General features: G+C 67.3%; 19 protein-coding genes. 14 read left to right on the top strand and 5 right to left on the bottom strand.

Going from position 1 to position 21,126, the window contains the following annotated elements; translation table 11 throughout:
• The 3 genes from rpsA to LBC97_13830 all read right to left on the bottom strand — a co-directional run.
• On the bottom strand, positions 1-1,448 hold a 1,448-nt coding region (gene rpsA, locus LBC97_13840; protein MDR2567109.1), incomplete at its 3' end, for a 30S ribosomal protein S1.
• Between the two features lie 229 nt (positions 1,449-1,677).
• Entirely contained in the window at positions 1,678-2,310 is a 633-nt protein-coding gene (locus tag LBC97_13835; GenBank protein ID MDR2567108.1) for a hypothetical protein, read from the bottom strand.
• A gap of 198 nt (positions 2,311-2,508) precedes the next feature.
• Entirely contained in the window at positions 2,509-3,297 is a 789-nt protein-coding gene (locus LBC97_13830; GenBank protein ID MDR2567107.1) for a DeoR/GlpR family DNA-binding transcription regulator, read from the bottom strand.
• 169 nt (positions 3,298-3,466) lie between these two features.
• Here LBC97_13830 and LBC97_13825 point away from each other — a divergent pair, with 169 nt between their 5' ends.
• The 6 genes from LBC97_13825 (at position 3,467) to LBC97_13800 (ending at position 7,967) form a co-directional block, all read left to right on the top strand.
• On the top strand, positions 3,467-4,408 hold the full coding sequence (locus LBC97_13825) for an ROK family protein (protein ID MDR2567106.1): 942 nt from the start codon (positions 3,467-3,469) through the stop codon (positions 4,406-4,408).
• A gap of 103 nt (positions 4,409-4,511) precedes the next feature.
• Entirely contained in the window at positions 4,512-5,441 is a 930-nt protein-coding gene (locus tag LBC97_13820; protein MDR2567105.1) for an SIS domain-containing protein, read from the top strand.
• A gap of 24 nt (positions 5,442-5,465) precedes the next feature.
• Positions 5,466-6,296, top strand: coding sequence for a class II fructose-bisphosphate aldolase family protein (locus tag LBC97_13815; GenBank protein MDR2567104.1), 831 nt, complete (start codon positions 5,466-5,468; stop codon positions 6,294-6,296).
• A complete protein-coding gene (locus tag LBC97_13810) occupies positions 6,293-7,324 on the top strand; it encodes an ATP-dependent 6-phosphofructokinase (protein MDR2567103.1) in 1,032 nt (343 codons plus the stop codon). The genes LBC97_13815 and LBC97_13810 overlap by 4 nt, the downstream gene beginning before the upstream one ends.
• A 44-nt stretch (positions 7,325-7,368) precedes the next feature.
• Positions 7,369-7,626, top strand: a complete 258-nt coding sequence (locus LBC97_13805; GenBank protein MDR2567102.1) for a ribbon-helix-helix domain-containing protein — start codon at positions 7,369-7,371, stop codon at positions 7,624-7,626.
• A complete protein-coding gene (locus tag LBC97_13800; GenBank protein MDR2567101.1) occupies positions 7,605-7,967 on the top strand; it encodes a type II toxin-antitoxin system PemK/MazF family toxin in 363 nt (120 codons plus the stop codon). The genes LBC97_13805 and LBC97_13800 overlap by 22 nt, the downstream gene beginning before the upstream one ends.
• Before the next feature lie 162 nt (positions 7,968-8,129).
• Here the strand turns inward: LBC97_13800 and LBC97_13795 are convergent, their stop codons facing one another.
• Positions 8,130-8,669 carry a hypothetical protein gene (locus LBC97_13795; GenBank protein ID MDR2567100.1) on the bottom strand — a complete coding sequence of 180 codons (540 nt, stop codon included), beginning with the start codon at positions 8,667-8,669 and terminating at the stop codon, positions 8,130-8,132.
• Between the two features lie 401 nt (positions 8,670-9,070).
• Between LBC97_13795 and LBC97_13790 the strand changes: the two genes are divergently transcribed.
• From LBC97_13790 to LBC97_13755, 8 genes are all read left to right on the top strand, one after another.
• Positions 9,071-11,041: a glycosyltransferase gene (locus LBC97_13790; GenBank protein MDR2567099.1), complete on the top strand. Its 1,971-nt coding sequence runs from the start codon at positions 9,071-9,073 to the stop codon at positions 11,039-11,041.
• Positions 11,042-11,074: 33 nt separating this feature from the next.
• Positions 11,075-12,985, top strand: coding sequence for a DUF5050 domain-containing protein (locus LBC97_13785; GenBank protein MDR2567098.1), 1,911 nt, complete (start codon positions 11,075-11,077; stop codon positions 12,983-12,985).
• Positions 12,986-13,124: 139 nt separating this feature from the next.
• Complete coding sequence (locus LBC97_13780; protein MDR2567097.1) at positions 13,125-15,008, top strand: zinc ribbon domain-containing protein; 1,884 nt, start codon at positions 13,125-13,127, stop codon at positions 15,006-15,008.
• A gap of 45 nt (positions 15,009-15,053) precedes the next feature.
• Positions 15,054-15,977, top strand: a complete 924-nt coding sequence (locus tag LBC97_13775) for a hypothetical protein (protein MDR2567096.1) — start codon at positions 15,054-15,056, stop codon at positions 15,975-15,977.
• A gap of 30 nt (positions 15,978-16,007) precedes the next feature.
• Positions 16,008-16,457: a hypothetical protein gene (locus LBC97_13770; protein ID MDR2567095.1), complete on the top strand. Its 450-nt coding sequence runs from the start codon at positions 16,008-16,010 to the stop codon at positions 16,455-16,457.
• A 222-nt stretch (positions 16,458-16,679) separates the two neighbouring features.
• The gene (locus LBC97_13765; protein MDR2567094.1) at positions 16,680-18,194 is read left to right on the top strand and encodes a hypothetical protein; all 1,515 of its coding nucleotides are present in this window, start codon (positions 16,680-16,682) and stop codon (positions 18,192-18,194) included.
• Positions 18,195-18,253: 59 nt separating this feature from the next.
• Positions 18,254-19,153 carry a hypothetical protein gene (locus tag LBC97_13760; GenBank protein MDR2567093.1) on the top strand — a complete coding sequence of 300 codons (900 nt, stop codon included), beginning with the start codon at positions 18,254-18,256 and terminating at the stop codon, positions 19,151-19,153.
• Positions 19,154-19,197: 44 nt separating this feature from the next.
• Positions 19,198-19,848: a hypothetical protein gene (locus LBC97_13755; protein ID MDR2567092.1), complete on the top strand. Its 651-nt coding sequence runs from the start codon at positions 19,198-19,200 to the stop codon at positions 19,846-19,848.
• A gap of 233 nt (positions 19,849-20,081) precedes the next feature.
• Here LBC97_13755 and LBC97_13750 read toward each other — a convergent pair whose 3' ends face one another.
• Positions 20,082-21,107: a 6-phosphofructokinase gene (locus LBC97_13750; protein ID MDR2567091.1), complete on the bottom strand. Its 1,026-nt coding sequence runs from the start codon at positions 21,105-21,107 to the stop codon at positions 20,082-20,084.
• Between the last annotated feature and the right edge of the window lie 19 nt (positions 21,108-21,126).

Here is a 21,126-nt window from a genome sequence, read left to right as displayed (position 1 = left end):
AGGGCCGCAAGGGCCTCGTCAGAGGCCAATGTGCCCTCCGCCTCCGTGAGGTCGGAGCGGTAGTTGGTGGCGCTGCCGTCCTCGACGGCGGCGTGCTGATCGGCCTGCCGCGCGGTCTGGACCTGGGCCTTGTGGGCCTGCCAGCGGGCCAGGGCGTCGGCATAGGCCTGCTCCCAGGCCTGGCGCTGAGTCTCGAAGCCTTCGATCCATTCGTTCGTTTCCGGATCGAATCCCTCGGGGTACTTGTAGTTGCCGTCTTCGTCGTATTCGGCGGCCATGCCGTACAGGGCCGGGTCGAATGTCGAATCGTCGCCGTTCGGGTCCACGCCCTCGTTCGCCTGCTTGAGCGACAGCGAAATGCGGCGGCGCTCCAAGTCGACGTCGATGACTTTGACGAAGACCGTCTCCCCCACTTTGACAACCTGTTCGGGTTGCTCGACGTGGCGGACGGCCAATTCGGAGATGTGGACCAGACCTTCGATCCCGTCTTCGACGGACACGAACGCGCCGAACGGCACGAGCTTTGTGACCTTGCCGGGAACGACTTGGCCAATCGCGTGCGTCCGGGCGAACAATTGCCACGGGTCTTCCTGGGTGGCCTTGAGCGAGAGCGAAACCCGCTCGCGGTCCAACTCCACGGAAAGGACCTCGACCGTGACCTCCTGGCCCACTTTGACTACCTCGTCCGGATAGTCGATGTGCTTCCAAGAGAGTTCGGAGACATGCACCAGGCCGTCCACGCCGCCAAGGTCGACAAAGGCGCCGAAGTTGACGATCGAGGACACCACGCCGGTCCTGACCTGGCCTTCCTTTAGCTGGGACAGGAACGTCGAGCGAACCTCGGACTGGGTCTGCTCCAGCCAGGAGCGGCGGGAGAGGACCACGTTGTTGCGGGACTTGTCGAGTTCGATGATTTTGGCGTCGAGTTCCTGCCCAATGTAGGGCTGCAGGTCGCGGACCCGGCGCATTTCAACGAGCGAGGCGGGTAGGAAGCCGCGCAGACCGATGTCCACAATCAGGCCGCCCTTGACGACCTCGATGACGGTGCCGGTGACAATTCCGTCGGCTTCCTTTATCTTCTCGATCGCCCCCCAGGCGCGCTCATATTGCGCCCGCTTCTTGGACAGTATCAGCCGCCCCTCTTTGTCTTCCTTTTGGAGGACCAGGGCTTCGATCTTGTCGCCGACTGAGACGATCTGTGACGGATCGATATCGTGTTTGATGGACAGTTCGCGAGACGGAATCACGCCTTCCGTCTTGTAGCCAATGTCGAGGAGCACCTCGTCCCGGTCGACTTTGACCACGGTTCCTTCAACGATGTCGCCATCGTTGAAATACTTGATCGTGCCGTCAATGGCGGCGAGCAGGTCTTCGCTGGTTCCGATGTCGTTGACGGCGACCTCTGGGACTGGGGCTTCAGACACTGCGGGTGGTAAGGATGTTGTCATAGAATATTGGACTCGTTTTTGGTTAAGTGTTCGGACAGGACACGCCGCCCCCGCGGTCAAGAGACCGCAGAGATAGCTTGGTGAGTTTACCACCATCCACCAGCACCTGTTGGCCAGGTTTCAACCACCGTGCCCGATGCCGTCTAGTCACCCGCGGTTCGCCGCCGGGCCCCACAGCCGCCCGACGGGTCGGGGTGCGGTCCCGGCGCCTCTCGCCGCGGGAGCCTGGTCAGTCAGACTCCGCTTGATCCGCGAGGTATTCCTCAGAGGCGTACGTGGTCAACGGGACTCGGCCGCCCGAGCCGGTGTCCAGTTCAAAGTCGTCCGGCCGCGAATCCGCCGGGACCTCGAAGGTGACCGAGAATTGCACAATGTCGGTCTCCCCGGACCCGCCGATCATCATGCTGATGAACTCGGCGCCGTCTCGCCGCTCGTACACCTTCGCGTCCGGTCCGATCACCGTGATCGGGTCGCTCGCGAAGTACTCGAACAGGCTGGACCGCGCGCTGGCGGTCGTTTCATGCTCGTCTGGATCGTCAAGGTACTTGAACACGATCCGGAACAGCTTGCTGCCGGACGGGGCCGGGTCGGCGTCGATCTGGCTTTGGTCGTCGGTGATCGCGTCGAACCCCAAGGTCCGGTCGCGCCATCCGATCTCGACTTCTCCGATGGGCGTCGGCTCTTCGTCCGGGCCGCCATCCGATGAGTCCTCCGCCTCGGTGCCGGAGGCAGCGTCTCGGTCCGAATCCGTGTCGGTGGCCTGACCGTAAGTCGCGCAGGCCCCCAGGCTCAGCGCCGCCGCTGCCAACGCGGCCAATGCGGCCTGTCGCACCCATGCCACTCGCCAATGCTTCACAATCATGGTCCCACTCCTTATTCCTGTCTCAAGGTTGCTGTCGGCGCCCCGATTTCGCGGGCGCAAAGCCAACTTATGCGGGTGAGCGGGGGCGGTGGTCTGCTCCCAGCAGACAATCGCGGACACGGGGACGAAAACGGGGACGGTACCTATTTCCGAGTGGAAATAGGTACCGTCCCCGTTTTCGGTTGGGTCCCCGTTTTGTCAGGCGGTGATTACCTCTATGCCGGCGGCCTGGACGCGGGCCTGCCACTCCGGGGGCACGCCCCCGTCCGTGACCAGGGTGTCGACGCTGGCCGGGGGGCAGATCTGGGCGAAGGCGCGGCGGCCGATCTTCGTTGAGTCCGCCACGACCACGACCTTGGCCGAGGCCTCGACCAGTAGGGAGTTGGTCGAGGCCTCGGCGTCGGAAAAGGCGCTGGCGCCGAAGGCGGGGTCGAAGCCGTCCACGCCGAGGAACGTCAAGTCCACCGAGAGCGACTCAATTGAGCGCTCGGCCAGCGGGCCGAACAGCTCATAGGAGTGGGCGCGCACCACTCCCCCGGTCACCACCACTTTGAAGTAGGGTCGCACCAGCAATTCGCCGGCCACGTTGACCGCGTTCGTGACGATTGTCAGCGCCGGTCCGGCGCCTTCCCGTGCGGCCAGGTCGGGGCGCGCCGCCAAAGCGCGCGCGACCTCCAGCGTGGTGGTGCCCCCGTTGATGGCGACGACCGACCCGGCGGCGGCCAACCCTGCGGCCGCCTCGCCGATCCGCTGCTTCTCCTCCACCGCGCGCCCGGTCTTGAACCGCAGCGGCAAGTCGAAGGAGCCTGAATTGGCGATCGCGCCCCCGTGGGTGCGCGTGGCCAGCCGTTGCTCGTCCAGATACACCAAGTCGCGCCGAATGGTCGCCGGAGAGGCGCCAAGGGCTTCGACCGCCTGGTCGACTTCCACCTTGCCGTCCTTGGCGAGCATGGCCAGCAGGGCCGAGATGCGCTCGTGCCGATCCACGGACAAACCTCCTTCGCGCGATGGTTGGCGGCCCGCGAACTGCCGTCGCCGCTGCATGATTGCTGGAAGCGCCTCAGGCCACTGAAAACAGAGCCAGCCGGGAAGCGCGTTTCTCAGCGCGCTACTAGTATACGATCATAATTGCTCATTGACTAGTGGAGGTCGCAGCGTGTCGGAACAGGCTATTCCCGCGATTGACGTTGGCGGAACCCTGATTAAGGGCGGGTTGGTCGGTCCGGGCGGGAGCATTCGCAATCGGATCACGCGCCCAACCGGCACGCGCGACGGCCACCGCTCCATTGTGGATCGGATCGCGGCGGTGGGCCGGGAGTTGGCGGCTGCCGCAGCGGAGGCGACGGGGCGGCGGCCGTCGGCCGTCGGCGTGGCCATCCCGGGCTTGGTGGACGAGGCGCGCGGGCGAGCCATGCTCGCCGCCAACTTCGACTGGTCCGACTACCCGATCGCGGCCGCGCTCGCGGACCTGATCGGGACGCCTGTGGTTCTGAGCCACGACGTCACCGTGGGCGCTTTGGCCGAATACTCCCTGGGCGCCGCCGCCGGAGCGCGCGCTGCGGTTGTGGTGCCGATCGGCACCGGGATCGCGGCGGGACTGGTCAATCGGGGCCAGCCTTACCGGGGAGCCCATGGCCGCACGTTGGAATTGGGCCACCTGCGCGTCCCCTGGTCGGACGAACCGTGCGGTTGCGGGAGCGTTGGGTGTCTGGAACGCGTCGCGGCTGCCTCCTCGATCGCCCGTCGTTACGCCGAGTTGACCGGCCAGCCCGTGGGCGGGCCAGCCACCCCGGACGCGAAAGAGGTCGGGCGCCGGGCGCAGGCCGGCGATCGAGCGGCTGCGCAGGTTTGGCACGATGCCGTCCGCGCACTCGCCGAAGGCCTGGTCACCGTGGTCACGCTGCTGGACCCAGACCGGATTGTGATCGCGGGCGGATTGTCGCGCGCGGGCGAAAGCCTGTTGGCGCCGCTCCGCGCCGAACTGTCGGACCGGCTGACCTTCCAGGTCATGCCGGACGTTGTCGAGGCGGCCTTGGGGCAGGACGCCGGTCTGGTGGGCACGGCCATTGCGGCCGGGCTGGTGGTGACAGCCGGCTAGCAGCCGGACAGATGCGCGAAATTGCTCGCTGGACGTTTGATCGCGCACAAACAGGCGCGTATACTCCAATTGAGAGCACAGACTACTGATCACGGGGAGCATCATGACCACGCAACTTGACCACCTGCTAGTCACCGGAGAAATCGAGTCCCAACCGGAATGCTGGGCGGAGGCGGCTGCGCTGGCGCCGACCGCCCCCGGCCTGCCAAGCCCAGGCGAGAAGACCGCCGTGATCGGCTGCGGCACGTCCTGGTTCATCGCCATGGCCTACGCGGCCCTGCGCGAACGGGCGGGCCACGGCTGGACCGACGCCTTCACGGCCACGGAGCTGCCGTTGGCCAGAGACTACGACCGCGTTGTGGCGATCTCCCGCTCTGGCACAACGACGGAGGTGGCCGAGGCGCTGGCCGGCCTCAACCCGGCGACCGCGTCGGTCGCGATCGTCGGCGTCCGCGGCACCCCCGTGGCGGACCAGGCGGACCACGTCATCGGCCTTGAATTCGCGGATGAGCGGTCGGTGGTGCAGACCCGGTTCGCCACCTCGACCCTGGCGCTGTTGCGGGCCTGGCTCGGCGAAGACCTGGGGCGCGCGATCGAGGACTGCCGGGCGGCGCTGGAGGAGCCGATTGGAAATGCGTGGATCGAGGCGACTCAGGCAGCCTTCTTGGGCCGCGGTTGGACCATCGGCCTGGCGCAGGAGGCCGCGCTGAAACTGCGCGAGGCGTCGCTGAGCTTCACCGAGGCCTACCCCGCCATGGACTACCGGCATGGTCCCATCGCCTTGGCCGAGCCCGGCCGTCTGGTCTGGATGTTCGGGCCGCCGCCGGAAGGGCTGCGGGATGATGTGCGCGCCACCGGGGCGACCTGGATCAACTCGACGCTGGACCCCATGGCGGACTTGGTCCGCGTGCAGCGCCTGGCCGTGGCGCGCGGAGTCGCGCGTGGTCTGGATCCTGATCACCCGCGACATTTGACCCGTTCGGTCATTCTCGATCAGGCTATGCTCGATGAGCCGCAAGCGGCCAAGTCATAATCGATCAACTCTGAAGGATTTGCCATGCCTCTAGTCCCCTCGGCGGAGATCATCCGCCCGGCCGCCGCCACCGCAGGCGGCGTGGGAGCTTTCAACGTCATCCAACTCGAACTGGCCGAGGCCATCGTGGCGGGCGGGGAGGACGCCGGCCGGCCGGTGATCCTGCAGATCTCCCAGAACTGCGTCAAGTATCACGGCCGCCTGGCGCCGATCGCACGGGCTTGCCAGGCGCTGGCGCGGGACGCCGCCACGCCGGTGGCGGTGCACTTGGACCACGCGGAATCCTTCGAACTGATCGGCGAGGCCCTGGACCTGGGCTTCGATTCGATCATGTACGACGGCTCGAAGCTGCCGGACCAGGCGAACCGGGCCGCGACCGCTGCCGTGGCCGCGCTGGCGCACGCCCGCGGAGCCTGGGTGGAGGCCGAATTGGGAGAGATCGGGGGCAAGGACGGCGTGCACGCCCCGGGGGTCAGGACGGACCCGGAGGATGCCGCGCAGTTCGTCCGCGACACCGGCGTCGACTCGCTCGCGGTCGCCGTGGGCTCCTCCCACGCGATGACCAGCCGCGACGCGAAGCTCGATTTCGAGTTGATCGCCGCCATCCACGCGGCGGTCCCCGTGCCGCTGGTGCTCCACGGGTCCTCAGGCGTGCCGGACGGCGACCTGGCCGCCGCCGTCAAGGCGGGGATGACCAAGATCAACATCGCGACGCTGCTGTCGCAGCGTTTCACGGGCGCGGTCCGCGCCACTTTGGACGACAACCCGACGCTGGTGGACACGCGCAAGTACTTCGCCCCCGCGCGGGAGGCGGTCCGCGCGGCGGTGGGGGGCTTGTTGGAGGTGATCGCGTGAGGATCGGATTGCTCACCGGCGGCGGCGACTGCCCCGGCCTGAACGGCGTCATCCGCGCGGCGGTGACCCAGGGGATCAAGGTCCACGGCGACCAGTTCGTGGGCTACCTGGACGGCTGGCGGGGCCCGCTGGAGCGGGTCAGCCAGCCCCTCGGCCTGGCGGACGTGGAGGAGATCCTGCCGGTGGGGGGCACCATTCTGGGAACGTCGCGGACGAACGCCGGGCGGGAGGACCGGATCGAGGCGATCAAGGCGAATCTGGGAGCGGACGGCATCGACGCCCTGATACCGATTGGCGGCGAGGACACGCTGGGGGCGGCGACGCGCCTGTCCCAGGCGGGTGTGCGCTGCGTGGGCGTGCCCAAGACCATCGACAACGACCTGACCGGGACGGACGTGACCTTCGGGTTCACCACGGCGGTGCAGATCGCGACGGACGCGGTGGACCGGGTGCGCACCACCTCGCGCTCGCATCACCGCGCGCTGGTGGTGGAGGTGATGGGCCGCCACGCGGGCTGGATCGCGCTGGAGGTTGGGTTGGCGACCTCGGCTGCGGCCGCGTTGATCCCGGAGGTGCCGTTCTCCTTGGACGATGTCGCCGCGAGGGTCCGGGGTCTGGTGGCGGCCCGGCGGGACGCCGTGGTGGTGGTGGCGGAGGGTGCGCTCCCCCGCGCCGATGCCGTCCAGGCCGAATCGGGTGCCGCGGTGGACGAGTTCGGGCACGTCAGAGTGGGCGGGATAGCCGACTACCTGGCTGATGAGCTCTCAGCGCGGGCGGGGGTCGAGACCCGTTCGGTGGTCCTGGGCCACGTCCAGCGCGGCGGCACGCCGTGCGCGTTCGACAGGGTGCTGACCACCCGGTTGGGGATCGCGGCGGTGGACGCGCTGCACCGGGGCGAGACGGGCGTCATGGTGGCGCTGCACGGTCCGGACATCGCGACTGTTCCGCTGGCCCAGGCCACGGGCACCCTCAAGACCGTGCCCCCGGACACCCTGGACCGCTACGCGGCGCTGTTCGCGGCCGCCTGACCGGGGCTTCAGCCGTCCCGGTATTACCGGGTTATACTCGACGTGTGAAGACTGCGATTTCAGTGCCCGCCGACACCTACGCGCGTGTCGAGGCGGCGGCCCAGAGCAGGGGCGTGTCCCGGTCCCGGCTCTTCACGGATGCGGCGGAGTTCTACCTGAGGGCACTCGAATCGACCGATGTGACAGCGCGCGTCAACGAGGCGTTGGCGGCCGAATCCGCCGAGTCGGCCGCCCAGTCGGCTGCGTTCGTGGAAATGGGAACCGCCGCCATGCTGCAGCGGTGGGGTCGGGACCCTTGGTGATACGGCGGGGCGAGGTCTGGTGGTTTGACTTCCCCGTTCCGGCCGCCAGCCATGGTCCCGCCAAGCGGCGGCCGGTGGTGGTGGTTCAATCGCAGTCGTTCAACGACTCAGCGTTGGCCACGGTGATTGTCGCGTCTTTGACCGGGAACCTGGCCGCCGCCCGCTTCCCCGGCAACGTGTTCGTGCCCAAAGGCGCGGGCGGCCTCCCGAAAGATTCGGTCATCCGCGTCAACGAGATCGCCACGGTGGACCGGTACTTGCTGGTTGACCGCGTGGGGCTTCTGCCCGCAGACCTGATCCAAGAACTGAGTCGCGGATTGCGCCTGGCCCTGGGCGTGTGACCAATTGTCCGGCAGGCAGGTCGCGGCGGGGCTTGAAGTCCTTGGCGGAGTAGGTGTGGCAGTACTGCTCCACTGAGTGGCCGCCGCCGGGCAACCGCCGCCGGTGCCGTTTCCCGGCCACACGGCATCGTCGCCGCTAAGAGCCCCGTCCCATTGCCAGGGTCACGCGCCCTCGACACCCGTGTTCAGGGGCGGCAGACCCAACTCGGTCAAGAACCAATAGAGCTTGTTGTTGTCGTAGCCGTGGTTCAGGCCGAAGATGATGGCCGCGTCCCGTTTGATCAGGGGATGGAGGGCCCCGGTAGCGGTCACGGCCAACATCCGCTGGGTCTGCTTCAGGTTCAGACCCATTGCGAAGCCGATCGCGAGGTAATAGTCGCGTTTGCCGATCCGCGTGCCGTCCATGATCTGGTAGCCGTAGGTGCGGGAGATGTTCGCCTCGCGGATCACCTCGCTGCGGGTCAGCGGGCAACCGCGGAACAATTCGTTGAAGAAGTCGCGGATGTCCGCGTCCAGGAAACCCGCCTCGTCGCCGCCGGGGAAAGCCGCGAAGTCCTCCTTCAGGCGGTTCATCATCGCCTCGGTGTTCAGTTCCGGGGGCACGCCGCCGCCACCGCCGCCGATGCCGCCCGGCCGCGTCCGCGCAGGCGCGGGCGTAGCGTAGCCCCGCCTCAGGTCGCGCGCCCCAGCCTGATCTGTCATATCCGCTTTCCAGTCTTGGCCACTGGTCAAGTCCCCCGACACGCACAACCATACCCGGACGGGGGGCGGGACCGGGCGCCGCCGGGCGGATTTGGGCCCGCCGGGATTGTATGCACAGAGCAGACCACCGGCGTTGCCGGGCTTGGAAGACTCGTCGGCGAGGGGGGCGACGGCGCCCCGGAGGAGAGGAGCAGGCGATGGCTTCGACACGAGCAAACCGAAGCGCGAGGGGCCGCGCCTGCACGCGGCTCATGCGGCTCATGCGGCGCCCCCAGGCGGCGGCCGGCGCCCGAAGGCACCGCGCCTCGGCTCGCCCTGCGCGGCGCTGGGCTCACAGCGGCTCAACGGTTGACATTGGCCTGACTGTAGCCAAGGCCGCCGCGTTCGCCGCGGCCATGGCCGTGGCGTCCGTTCCGGCCGCGTTCGGCTGGCGGATTGGCGTGGACGGCTGGGGCGTGAGCTTCCTGACCATCTTCTTGTCCATGATCGCTGGCCTGGTCCTCTATTTCACGCTCGGCTGCGCCGTCTTGCGGGCAGTCGTACCGGAGTATTCCGCCCGCCTCAGATTGGGCGAGTCGGGCCATGCGGGCGAGGTCGCCATCATGACGGCGGTGTGCGACCTGGGCGCACACATGGGCGTCCTTGTCTCCTACGGCACCAGTCCGCTAAGGGTCGCGCTGGTCGTGGTTTCCGCGGTGTTCTTCATCTATCCGGTGTACTTCCTGGTCACAACCCTGTGGACGTTGCAACCCGAGGTCCGGGCGGCGCTCGCCGGCAAGCAACGGCTCAACACCGTCTATTTCGCGAACGCCCGCCGCAAGATCGCCAGTTGGTCGGAGTACATGCCGGTCACCATCAGCCTGGCCGTGTACACAGAGGCCAACGAGGTCATCTTCTCGACGATCCGCGATTGCCTGGCGGCCGTCGCCGAATACCAGCGGGTGACGGGCCGCCAGGCCAATCTGCTGGTCTCCGACGACGGGATCGCCAAGTTCTTGAACGCCCCCCTGTCCGCCGCGACGTTGGCTGGCGCCACGGGCGCCGCCGCCGAACGCCTCGACTTCTACCGCCGCCATGGGATCGCCTTCGTGGCCCGGCCGCTGGCGGGACGTCGCGGCAAGTTCAAGAAGGCCGGCAACCTCAATTACACCTACGGGCTGGCCCGCCATCTGGCCCAGGGCATCACGCTGGACCACTTGACCGGCCCTGGCGGCGCCTATGAGGGCGGCTGGGCCGAGGGCCGGATCGTTGTCCACGAACTCATCTGCCTGCTCGACAAAGACAGCGGGTTGGCGCCCGGCGTGCTGACCGCGACCGCTCCGGAGTTCGCCGCAGACCCGAAACTGGCTTTCACCCAGCATGTGACCGGCGCCTCCAATCCGGATGAGAACTATTTCACCTGGTTGCAGGCCCGCTTCACCAGCGCCATCTACGGGATCGCGTTGGCGAGCAAGGCCCTGCAGGGCCTGCAGGTCCACATCATGGGCCACAGCGCCTTCCTGCGCCGGTCGTTCCTCGAGGAAACTGGCGATTGGCCGGAGGACCGCGTCTCCGAGGATTACGCCAAGGCGCTTGAGGCCTACCAGGCGAACTGGCACGGCAAGTTCATCGCGTTCCCGGGCCTCGCCTTCACCGAGCAGGTGACCGCCAGCTTCGGCGAAGAGACGGACAAGCAGCAGCGCTACTGCTACGGCATGACCGAACTGACCCAGGACCGCCGCCCCTACCTGCCGCTCCCCATGCGGGCCGACCTGATGATCCACCACTTCTCCTACATCAACCTGGCGGCCGCCCTCCCGGTGGTCTTGCTGCTGCTGGCGACCCACCAGATCTACTATCTGTTCGCCGGGATGCTGGTGAACGGCCTGATCTTCCTGGTGCTGCCGGTGGTTCAGGGTTGCCTCCTCAGCTCGGTCTTGGGTTTGCGGGGGTTGTCCGATGCCGTCCGGTTCTTCGCGCTCAACGGCCTCGCCTTTGTGGGCCATTCGTACGCGATGTTGACCGGCCACTGGATCTTCTTCTCGGACGCCTACCGAGGCACCTACGAGCCGTTCCCGGCGACCAGCGTGGACCGGGTGGAGCACTCGGTGGCGGCCGGTTGGGCCCTGTTGAAGGGCTACGCGCGCAAGAACGCCCCAGCCGTGGCGGCGTATTTCTTGGTCGTGTTGGGCTGCCTGTCGGTCCTCCAGGACCAGCCGCCGCACATTGTCCGTCCGTTCGTGGTCGCGTTCGTGATTGGCCACGCGGTCGCCCCGATCGCCCTGACCCCCCAGTTGTTCGCCTGGTCCCGCCAACTCTCCCAAGCCAGTCTGGCCCGCCGCTGGAACGTGCTGCGGAGTAAAGTGGCCGAATCCAGACGTTCTATACCGTGACTTCTGTCCCCCAGCGATGTAGGAGAACCACCGATGAGCGACGCAGAAGAGTTCTTGGGTGCTTACCACGAATCCCTTGAACAAGAAGTGATGGGCGGCGCTTGGCCGGACGCGATCACCGCCATCTACAGGCCGGAGGCGTGCTTGAAGTTGTCGCCGTCGCGCCAGGTCTACCTGGTGACGGACAAGCGCACCGGGGGCCGCGCCATCTTGCGGGTCTCGCAATTGGATTGGGACGCGCGGATCGACGCCGAATACTCCATCTTGTCGCGGCTCAGCTTCCCCGGCGTGCCGAAGGCCTACGGCACCCTGGTCAAAGACGGGCACAGCTATTTGGCCCGCGAGTATTTCCCGGGCGAGCCGCTTGACCAGGTGATCGCCAAAGGGACCATGTCGCCCAGCCAGATCTACGGCCTGACACGCCAGTTGTGCGCCATTTTGACGTATTTGCATGCTCAGGAGCCGCCCGTCATCCACCGCGACATCAAGCCGCAGAACATCATCATGCGGCCGGACGGCACGCTGGGCTTGACCGACTTCGGGATAGCCCGCACTTTCAAAGAGGGTTCGACGTCTGACACGCATTTCGTGGGCACCATGCCCTATGTCCCGCCCGAACAGTACGGTTACGCTCAGTCTTCGCCGCAGACCGACATTTACGCCCTGGGGATTGTGCTGATCTACTTGGCGACCGGCAGCCCGGACCGCCAGAACCTGGCCGAGCGGATTCCAGACAAGCATCTGCGGGAATTGATCGAGCACTGCATCGCGTTCGACCCGGCCGACCGCCTTCAAAGCGCGGATGAGGTGGTCAAGGCGATCGGCTCTGGCGGCCGCAATCGCGGCCGCCTCATTGGGGCGGTCGCGGCGGGAGCCCTTGTCCTGGCTTTGGCCGGGGTGGGCATTTGGAGGCTGGCGGACTCCCCGGACGGCGAATCGAAAGGCCCCGCGACGAATCCCGGCCCCACGGCGGTGCTGAGTCCCAGCGCCGACCAGAGCCCAACGGACGGGGAGAGCGCGACGGACGAGACGGCATCGGGCACCCCGTCGCCCGGCCAAAGCGCGCGCGTCGAAGGGCCTGACCAGGCTGGCAACCTGGCGGGCAACATCCTGAACGAGGGGATCGCGGTCGAGGCGGGAAACACCATTTACGTCTCCGACGGAGAAAGCATCTGGCAACTGTCCCTGGACGGCACCGTCTTGCGCGAGATACCGACGGAGGAGGCGGAATGCGGGGGCTCTACCCTTCGCGGGCTCAACTTCTGGGATGGCCAGCTCTACTTCACCTGCGACGACACGGGCATTTACCACTACGACCCGGCCGCCAACCGGACCACAACCTTGCTGAGCGAAAATGTCGGCGACATGTACATTGACGACGGCCGCATCTACTTCATCCGCACCGCCGATTGGCTGCGGCTCTATTCGATTGGCCTGGACGGGTTCGGCAAGGTCCGCGCCGACGACAAATTGGCCTTGTTTAGCGCGGTTTACCGCGGCTACCACTTCTTCATTGACGGCGACGACGAGAGCCGAGTCATGCGAACCGACCTGGCAACCGGGGAGACGAAGGAGATCTATTCCGGCGAGCCGACCTACCCAACCCCCTACGAGGGCCGGTTGTATATCGGCGAGTTGTCGATCCACGGTCAGGGGCTGGTGTCCGTCGACCTGGACGGCGGAGACCCCCAAGGCATGACGGACGATTTCGCCATCCAAATGGTGCCGTCCAAGGACGGCCTGTTTTACCTGACCAACGGCTACGACCTGTTCCGGATGCCGTTGGAGGGCGGGCAACCCGCCAGAGTGACCCCGAACGCGGTCGGCTTTTATTGCGTGGCCGGGGGGTGGGTGTTCTACGAGAACGCCGATGCCTTCGACGCGCTGTGGATGGTTCGGCTTGACGGCAGCGACGACCATCCCTTCGAACCCGTGTCCACGTAGGCGCTCTTCCGGCAATCGGCTGGGCAAATCCGCGGAAATTGTCTGCGCTGAGCAGACCCACCGAGCGGCCGGGGCCAATAGTCTGGCAACAGCACAGGCCAAAGACGGTCGAAAACGTTGACAGCAAGGAGCAACGATCATGTTCTGTACTAAGTGCGGGTCGCGGTTGGAACCTGGGGCGAACCAGTGCGGGATTTGCGGGCAACCGGCGGGCCGGATGGCTCCGGCGCAAGCCGCGCCGGTTCCCGCCGGGGTGGCCGGCTCCCCGCCTCCGCCGCCACCTCCGCCGGAGGGCGTGCCGGACCCGGAGAACCCGGTCCGGGCGCTGGCGCTCGCGGGCGTGGTCCTGGCGGCGCTGCTGGCATCCTGCGTCGCCACGGCCGGCTGGATGCTCGGCACCATCCACCCGGAGCTGCTCGGAATGGTGGCGCTCGGCTCGGCGGCCTATTTGGCGCAGAAGCCGGGGCGGTTCTTCAAGGTGGCCAGCGGGGCGGTGGCCGGGGCGACGGCTTTGGCTCTCGTGCTGGCGGCGGGATGCGCGGTGCCGCTGTGGTTGTACCGGCACGACGACGTCAGCGGCCTGGAGGCCGGACAAGTCTTGCTGATGGTTGTGCGGGGTCTGCTGGTCGCGGCAGCGGTGGTGGGGGCGTCTTGGGTCGCCACGAAGACGACCTCGGCTGGCACGCGCCGACAGACAACCGTGGGAGCAGTGTTCGCGGGAGAGGCCTACCTTGTGCTCGACACGGTGCTGACAGTGGTCTTCTTCCCTGACGCGGACTTTGTCGCGCAAGGGCTGGGAGGCATACCCTACGCCGTGGCGCTTGGGCTCTCAGTCAAGCTGACGGCCATGCTCTGCCTGTTCAAGAGCCGGCGCATGACCGTTGGCGCGGGACCGAAGGTGTGGTTCTGGATCTGTCTGGTGTTCACCTCCGGGGCGACCATCGCTATGGCGGTCCTGGCCGAGCAGTCGATTGCCTTCGGAGGCGCGATCGTGGGTTGGGTTCCCGACTACTTCGTGTTGCCGCTGTACCTGACGGTGGTCGCCGGCTACATCCTGCTGGTGCGCTCCCGGCGCTTGGGCTACGTCCTGGTTCTTCTGGGCACTGGCGTCATGCTGTTCGGCCAGTTCGCCGACGTCGTTTGGGTGGCGCTGAGCTCGGGAGACGCCTCCGCCGCGCTCAACCTGGCCACAGTTGTGACGGGGGCGCTGAACCCGACAATCACCGGCCTGATTCTGCTGGCCGCGTGGAAGACCGTGCCCGTGGAGCCCGCCTTCGCGAAGCGGCCGGTGCCCGTGATCTTCAAGATCGGCGCCGTCTCCGCGCTGGTGATCGGCCTGCTGATCTTCCTGATTCTCTGCACCGCCGCGTATGCCGAGATCAACTCCGGAATGAAGCCGTCGGGCCAATTGGTGGTGGCGGTGGCGCTCGGGGGAACCATCAGCCTGGTCGCGCTGTTCGGCCTGGTCTCCTGCTTTGACAAGCGGTCCAAAGGCTCGCGCGGACTGCTGGTCACAACCTTGGTCTTGGGGGCGCTGCCCGTGGCCGCGGTCCTGATCGGCTTGATCGTCGCCCTGGTCCAAAGCGCCGGGGACGACACGGCGGCTGACCGCCAAGCGCCTCGCGCCCGCCCGGCCGTCGCCACCCAGGCCACCGACCAGGCGACCGGCGGCAAAGAGGACGGGTCTGGAGACCTCGGCGACATCTTGCCGGAGAGCCTCCAGTCCTACAACAACCAGTACACCGTCACGAGTTTCGACATAGGCGTCGACGAGGAGGGCCACTCCAAAGTGATCGTCAAAGGAAGCGGGTTCAACACATTGCCGTTCCGCAACGGCAAGATCGTTTTCCCCGTCGACTGCTACCTGATCACCGCGAGCGGACAGGAAATCGGTTGGTCGTCTGTGCAAACCACCGACGACGGGGTCGACTACATGTTCCCGTCGAAGGTCGACGCCATAAAGGTCAAGTTCGCGCCTGCGGACGGCTCGAGCGACGGCTTCGAAATACCCATTGACGATTGAACCGCGCGTCGCCGCGTCCACAGCATTGAAAAGAAAGGTCAAGCCATGCTCGAAATACTCGGACTCATATTCCTGAGCCTCACCAATTCCAAGGCCGCCAAAGCCCGAGGCCGCCGCGGCGGCCCCGCAGTCGCCTACACCATCTCCCTGTGGGTCGGCATGGAGCTGCTGGGCGCCTTCATCGGCGCGTTCCTGTCCGGCGGGAAGATGGTGCCGGTGTATCTCTTCGCCTTGGTCTTCGCCTTGATCGGCGGCGCGGCGTCCTGGGTGATCGCGCGCGTGGGCCAGGTCCAACCGCAGTTGGCGGCCGCGCCGTACGCCTATCCGCCCGGCGCCCAGGCCCCGTATCCGTACCCGCCCCAAGGGCCGCCGCCCCCGTACCCGCACCAGCCGCCCCCCGCGTCCGATGCCGTGCCCCCGCCGTCCCCCGCCGCCGCGCCTTACGCTTCGCCCGCGCCCGCGCCAGCCGGACCGCCGCCGCCTCCTCCCCCGCCGCCCACCGCTCCGGCTGAGGAACCCGCGTCTGCGACGGCGCCCGACTCGGCGGGATCGTCCACGACGGCGCCGGCCGCCCCGGAGCCATCGGCGCTGGAACCCGCCACGTCGGCATCGTCAATCCCCGAAACCGCCGCCGAACCGCCGGCGTCCGGGCTGTCCGCCTCGGAACCTGCCACGTCGGCAGCGTTGGTCCCCGAAACCGCCGCCGAACCGCCGGCGTCCGAGCCGCCGGCCCCGGAACCAGCCTCACCCGCGTCCGCGGCAGTTGCGGGCTCACCGGGCGCTGCTACTGAGCCAGATCCCTCGGCTCCGGCGGTACCCGCGGCGAAGGCAACCGAGGCACCGGATGGCGGTCCCGAACCGGTTCTTCAGACGCCGCCGAGGCCAAAGTTCTGCAGCGCCTGCGGAGCGAAACTGACCGGCACCGGCAAGTTTTGCACCCAATGCGGCCACCCAATCCCGACTCGTTAACCCGTATTCCCAAGTCTGAAGGAGCACACCATGAAACGCACCGTTCGCCGGTTCGCGACCGCCGTCCTTGTCGTGTCGGCCGTGTGGTTGGGATTGGGGGCATGCTCTGGCGGAGACGCGGACCGGGGCATGGCCGCAGACCGCCCGGCCGCCGTCGTGGGCGAACTGCTCGAGCGATACGCGACCGGTGGTGACTACGGGGTTCTGCTGTCCACGAAAGCCGACAAGGCCGAGGTCGACGAGGCATTGGAGGCATTCAAGGCCGCCGGCGGGGCGTACACGATTGTCGAGAGCGGTTCGGCGATGTATGAGTCAATCAACGGTGAAGCCGCAGATGTGGCCGCCGGGGAAACGCTGCTCGGCATCTACGGCGGCTCCGGCACCTCCTTTGGGCAGCTCAAGGGCGAGGGGTACGCCATGGTGCGCCACAACGAACAGGCCGGCACCTACGTGGTAGTCGATTTCGACTTCCGCAAGTAGCTGGTCCGAACTGGGAGGCCGCCTGCCGGCGGCGGCCGTGCGGTCGATTGCGCGGGCCCGGGCGGCTGGCTTGTGCCTGGCGAGCCGAGGCGCCGGGCCGTGAGGGGACCGCCCAAAGTGTCTGCTCCGAGCAGACCATTCCCTTAGCGGTCCGGGCTAGCTTGGGAAAGCGCCGTGGAGGTCGCAGGGACCCGGCGGCCAAGAGAGGAGTCCTGAGCCGAAATGTCGATTGCCAACCCGCATTTGACGGCCCCGCCCGGCGGGGCGACGCCGCCAGCGCCGGCCCCCGCTGGAGCCGCTGAGGCGTACGAGCCTGGCCCGGCCGCCGGCCAAATTCCAGGGCCGAACGACTGGGTGGTGCCAGCCACGCAGGGCGGGTCGGCGCCGCTCTGGCCCGGTCAGCCGGCAGGTGCAGCCGAACCGGAGAACCCAATGCGGGCGGTAGCGCTTGCGGGCGCGGCCATCGCCATCTTGTTGGCGTCCTTGGCTTTCGCCAATGTCTGGACGGTGACCACGCCCGCGCCGCGTCTCGTCTTCGCGATTGTGCTCGCCGCCGCAGCTTACCTGGCGCAAAAGCCCGGCTTGTTCTACAAGGCAACTGCCGGAATCGCGGCGGGCGCGGGGGCTCTGGCCTGCTTCCTCGGCTATGTCGCGGCGCCCGGGTCCTTCATGAGCGCCGGGTTCTACCAATCCCAGGTGCCGCTGATAAGCCGGCAGACGTTGGGCGTGTTGACGCAGACGCTTCTGGTCGCGGCGGCCGTGGTGTTGGCTGGCTGGTTCGCGGCCAAACTGCGCCCCGGCGACACTCGAAAGCAGACAACCTTGGCCGCGTTGTTCGCGGGCGGCGTGTTTGCGGTGCTCACCCCCCTGACCACCCTGGCGCTGGGGCTCAACCCTCCCTTCTTGCGGGCGGGCCTGGCCGTGCAGGCCGGGGTGGCGGGCCCGCTCCTGACCGCTGTGGCCCTGGGCTTGGCCGTCAAATTGGTCTGCCTTCTGTGTCTCTTGCCCAGCCGCGCAATGACGGTGGGGGTAGGACCGAAGATTTGGCTCTGGCTCTGCTTGGCCGGTGGGGCGTCCGCCACCTTCATGGCCGGAGTCCCCGCCCAACAGTCCTTCGAGCAAAGGGGCTGGTGGCCCGACTTCTTCCAGATTGTTTGCTGCGTGGTCCTCACGGTTGGATACCTGCAATTGGCGCGCTCCCGTCGGCTCGGCTATGTGCTGGTCCTGATCGGCTCCGGCACCATGGTGTTCGCAGGGGTCCTTCAACCGGTCATGGCTTGGGTCACGACCCTCGCCAGCCCGCCTTGGAGTTGGTTCGTTCGCCTGGTCATGCCGGCGGTGCCCAGTCTCCTTGGGGGCGTGCTCAATCCGACTATCACCGGGCTGGTGCTCCTGCGCGCCTGGAAGACCGTTCCCGCAGAGCCTCCAGCGATGAAACGTCCTGTTCCAGCGGTGTTCAAGGCCTGCGCCATCGTCACGCTGACGGCGGGGCTGGCTGGCTTCTTGGTTGGATCAGGGGTTTTCCTAATCGATCCGGCGTACCAGAACCTGGGCGGCTACCTGCTGTTCGTCTTGCCGTGGGCCGCGACCGCCGTGCTCGGTGTCTACGCCACAGTCTCCTGTTTCGACAAACGCGCCAAAGGCTCGCGTCCGCTCCTCGTCACGTCTGCCGTCGTAGGAGGACTGGCGATCGCGTTGATGGTCGCGGCTGTCATCCTGAGCCTGGCAAACGGATGAGGCGTCGCGGCACCGCCGCCGCGGCCGAATCGACAACAAAACCATAGAAAGGCCACATCATGATTGAGATTCTTGTAGTCATCTTGCTTTGCACCAGCAACTCCAAAGCCGCCAAAGCCCAAGGCAAGAACGGCGGCGGCGCCGTGGGCTACACCATTGCGCTGTGGGTCGGCATGGAGTTCTTGGGCGCGCTTATCGGCGCGGCCGCCTCCGGCGGCGCGATGCTGCCGACATACGGATTGGCGTTGTTCTTCGCGCTGATTGGCGGCGGCATCTCCATGGGGATCGCCCGGAAGGGCGGCGGCCGGCCGCAAGCCCCGCAGCCCTACCCCTACCCGCCCCAGGCCGCGCCGCCCTACCAGGGGCCCGCTCCGTATGGCGCCCCTCCGGCGCCGCCGGCCCCGCAACCCGCCCTGGCGCCCGGCGCCCCGGGCAGGGTCCAAGACGCGAGCGGGAAATCCCGCGAAAAGGCCCCCTCGTGGCAGGTGAAAGCGTCGGGCGGGTCCACCTACAAGAGCGCCAAAGCGCCGACCCTGTACCAGGCCACGAAGATTCTGAACGAGCTGACCTCCGTGCCGCCGAACACATATCACCTTGTGGACACACCGGACGGCACGCTGGGACGCGACATGGTGGGCTTCTTCACCGAGGCGCGCATCAAGACCAGCGGCCTGCGACTGCCAGGCACGTCACCCGCTCCGGGGGCTCCGGTCGAGTCGAAGTCGTTGACGTCGGGCGGCGACTCCATGAAAGGCCCCTTCGGAGTGGCAATGCTCAAGTCGGCCGGAGAGTACGCGACTCTGGTGCTCCTGATGGAATGCGGCCAGTGCGGATACAAATCCCCGGTCGAGACAACCGAGGGCAGCTTCGACCGCCAGTGCTACGCCTGCGGCACGGTGAACCACACAAAAAGGGGAAATATCCAGGTCATGACACCACGGGGGCCGGTGCAGATTTGAGGCCACACGACGAGATGAAGGCAAAACCATAGAAAGGTCACATCATGATTGAGATTCTTGTAGTCGTATTGCTTTGCACCAACAATTCCAAGGCCGCCAAAGCGCGCGGCAAGAGCGGAGGCGGCGCCGTGGGTTACACCATTGGGCTGTGGGTGGGCCTGGAAATCGTCGGCGCGCTGATCGGCGCCGCCGCGTCCGGCGGCGAAATGATGCCAGCCTACGGATTGGCGCTGTTCTTCGCGATGATCGGCGGCGGCATTTCCGTTGGGCTCGCCCGCAGGGGCCAGGCCCAGCCGCAGTTCGCGCAGCCCTACCCGTACCCGCCCGGCGCCCCGCCCTATCCCTACCCGCCGCAGTACCAGGACCCCAGCCCGTACGGGCGCCAGCCGGGCTACCCCGCCCCGCAGCCGTACCCGCCGCAGGGCACCTACCCTTCGCCGCAGCAATACCAGGTCCCCAGCAACCCGGATGGCCAGCCGCCAACCTACCCGGCTCCGCAGCCGTACCCGCCGCAGGACTCCAACACCGGGTCGCAGTACCAGCAGCAGCCGTCCGCGTACCCAGGGCCCGATGCCGTCGCCCAGGCCCCACAAGCACCCAACCCTTACGCTCCACCCGCGTCGCCGGTGCCGGCAGACTCGGCGAGTTGGGCAACTCCCGCCCCGGGGCCAGGTCCGGATCTGGGCCGGCAATGAACAAGCACCTCAGGGCGGGCATTGCGGTCGCTTCGCGCTGACCGCTGGTTCCGGCGGGCGGATTCCGCTGGCGCTCTCCGCGTCACAGGTCAGCAAGGGCTGACAATCCGGCTGAGGGCCCACGCGGCCCGGACGGCGCGCCAACGGCCTTGCACCGTGCAGACATCCTCGAAACTCAGGCGCAAGGCGGGCTGGGAGCCGGGGCGACGGCATCGGGCAATGGCCGGAAGCTGTCACCAAAGGGCGCGGGCGACCTCCACCAACTCCTCCGGGACCTGCTTGACCTTGCCGGCTATCTCCTCCAGCGGGACCAAGACTATGTCCTCGCCGCGGACCGCCGTCATCACTCCGAAGACGCCCTGGGAGAGGGCGTCCACGGCGGCCACCCCGAAGCGGGAGCCCAGGATGCGGTCGGTCGGGGTGGGTGTGCCGCCCCGCTGAACGTGGCCCAGCACCGTCAGGCGCGTGTCGAATCCGGTCCGCTCCTTCAACTCCATGGTCAGCCGTTCGCCGATCGACCCGGCGATGATCCGGCCCTTCTCGTCCACCTGGGTGGAGAACTGCATGTCGGTGCCTTCGGCGGGTTCGGCGCCCTCCGCGACCACCACGATTGAGAAGTTCGCGTGGGAGCGGTGGCGGCGGCGGATGAAGCGGGCGATCTCCTCGATGTCGAAGGGCTCCTCGGGCGTGATGATGAGGTCCGCGCCGCCGGCAATGCCGGCGTTGACGGCGATCCAGCCGACCGTGTGGCCCATCACCTCCACAACCATGACGCGGTTGTGGGACTCGGCGGTGGTGTGCAACCGGTCGATCGCCTCGGTGGCGATGTTGATCGCCGTGTGGAAGCCAATCGACAGGTCGGTGCCCTCCACGTCGTTGTCGATGGTCTTCGGGATGCCGACAATCTTGACGCCCGCCCTGGCCACCTTGTGCGCGGCTTTGAGCGTGCCGTCCCCGCCAATGCACACCAGCGCCTCAACCCGCTCCGCCTCAAGGGTGGACAGCACGCCGTCGATCCCGCCCTCGTTCTTGTGCGGATGGTACCGGGCCGTGCCCAGCATGGTCCCGCCGCGCGGGAGGATCCCCCGCACGTCTTCCCTGGTCAACGCCGTCAGGTCGCCTTCGACCACGCCCCGCCAGCCGTTCCGGAAGCCGACCACCGAGTGCCCGTATTCCATCTCGGCACGTTTCACCACCGCCCGGATCGCGGCGTTGAGTCCCGGAACGTCTCCCCCACCGGTGAGCACTCCAATTCGCATGACTGTTCCTCTCGACGGT

The organism is Bifidobacteriaceae bacterium (assembly GCA_031281585.1).
In the GTDB taxonomy this organism is placed as follows: Bacteria; Actinomycetota; Actinomycetes; order Actinomycetales; family WQXJ01; genus JAIRTF01.
Note: the sequence above shows the minus strand (reverse complement) of the source record. Positions and strands in the feature narration are given on the sequence as shown.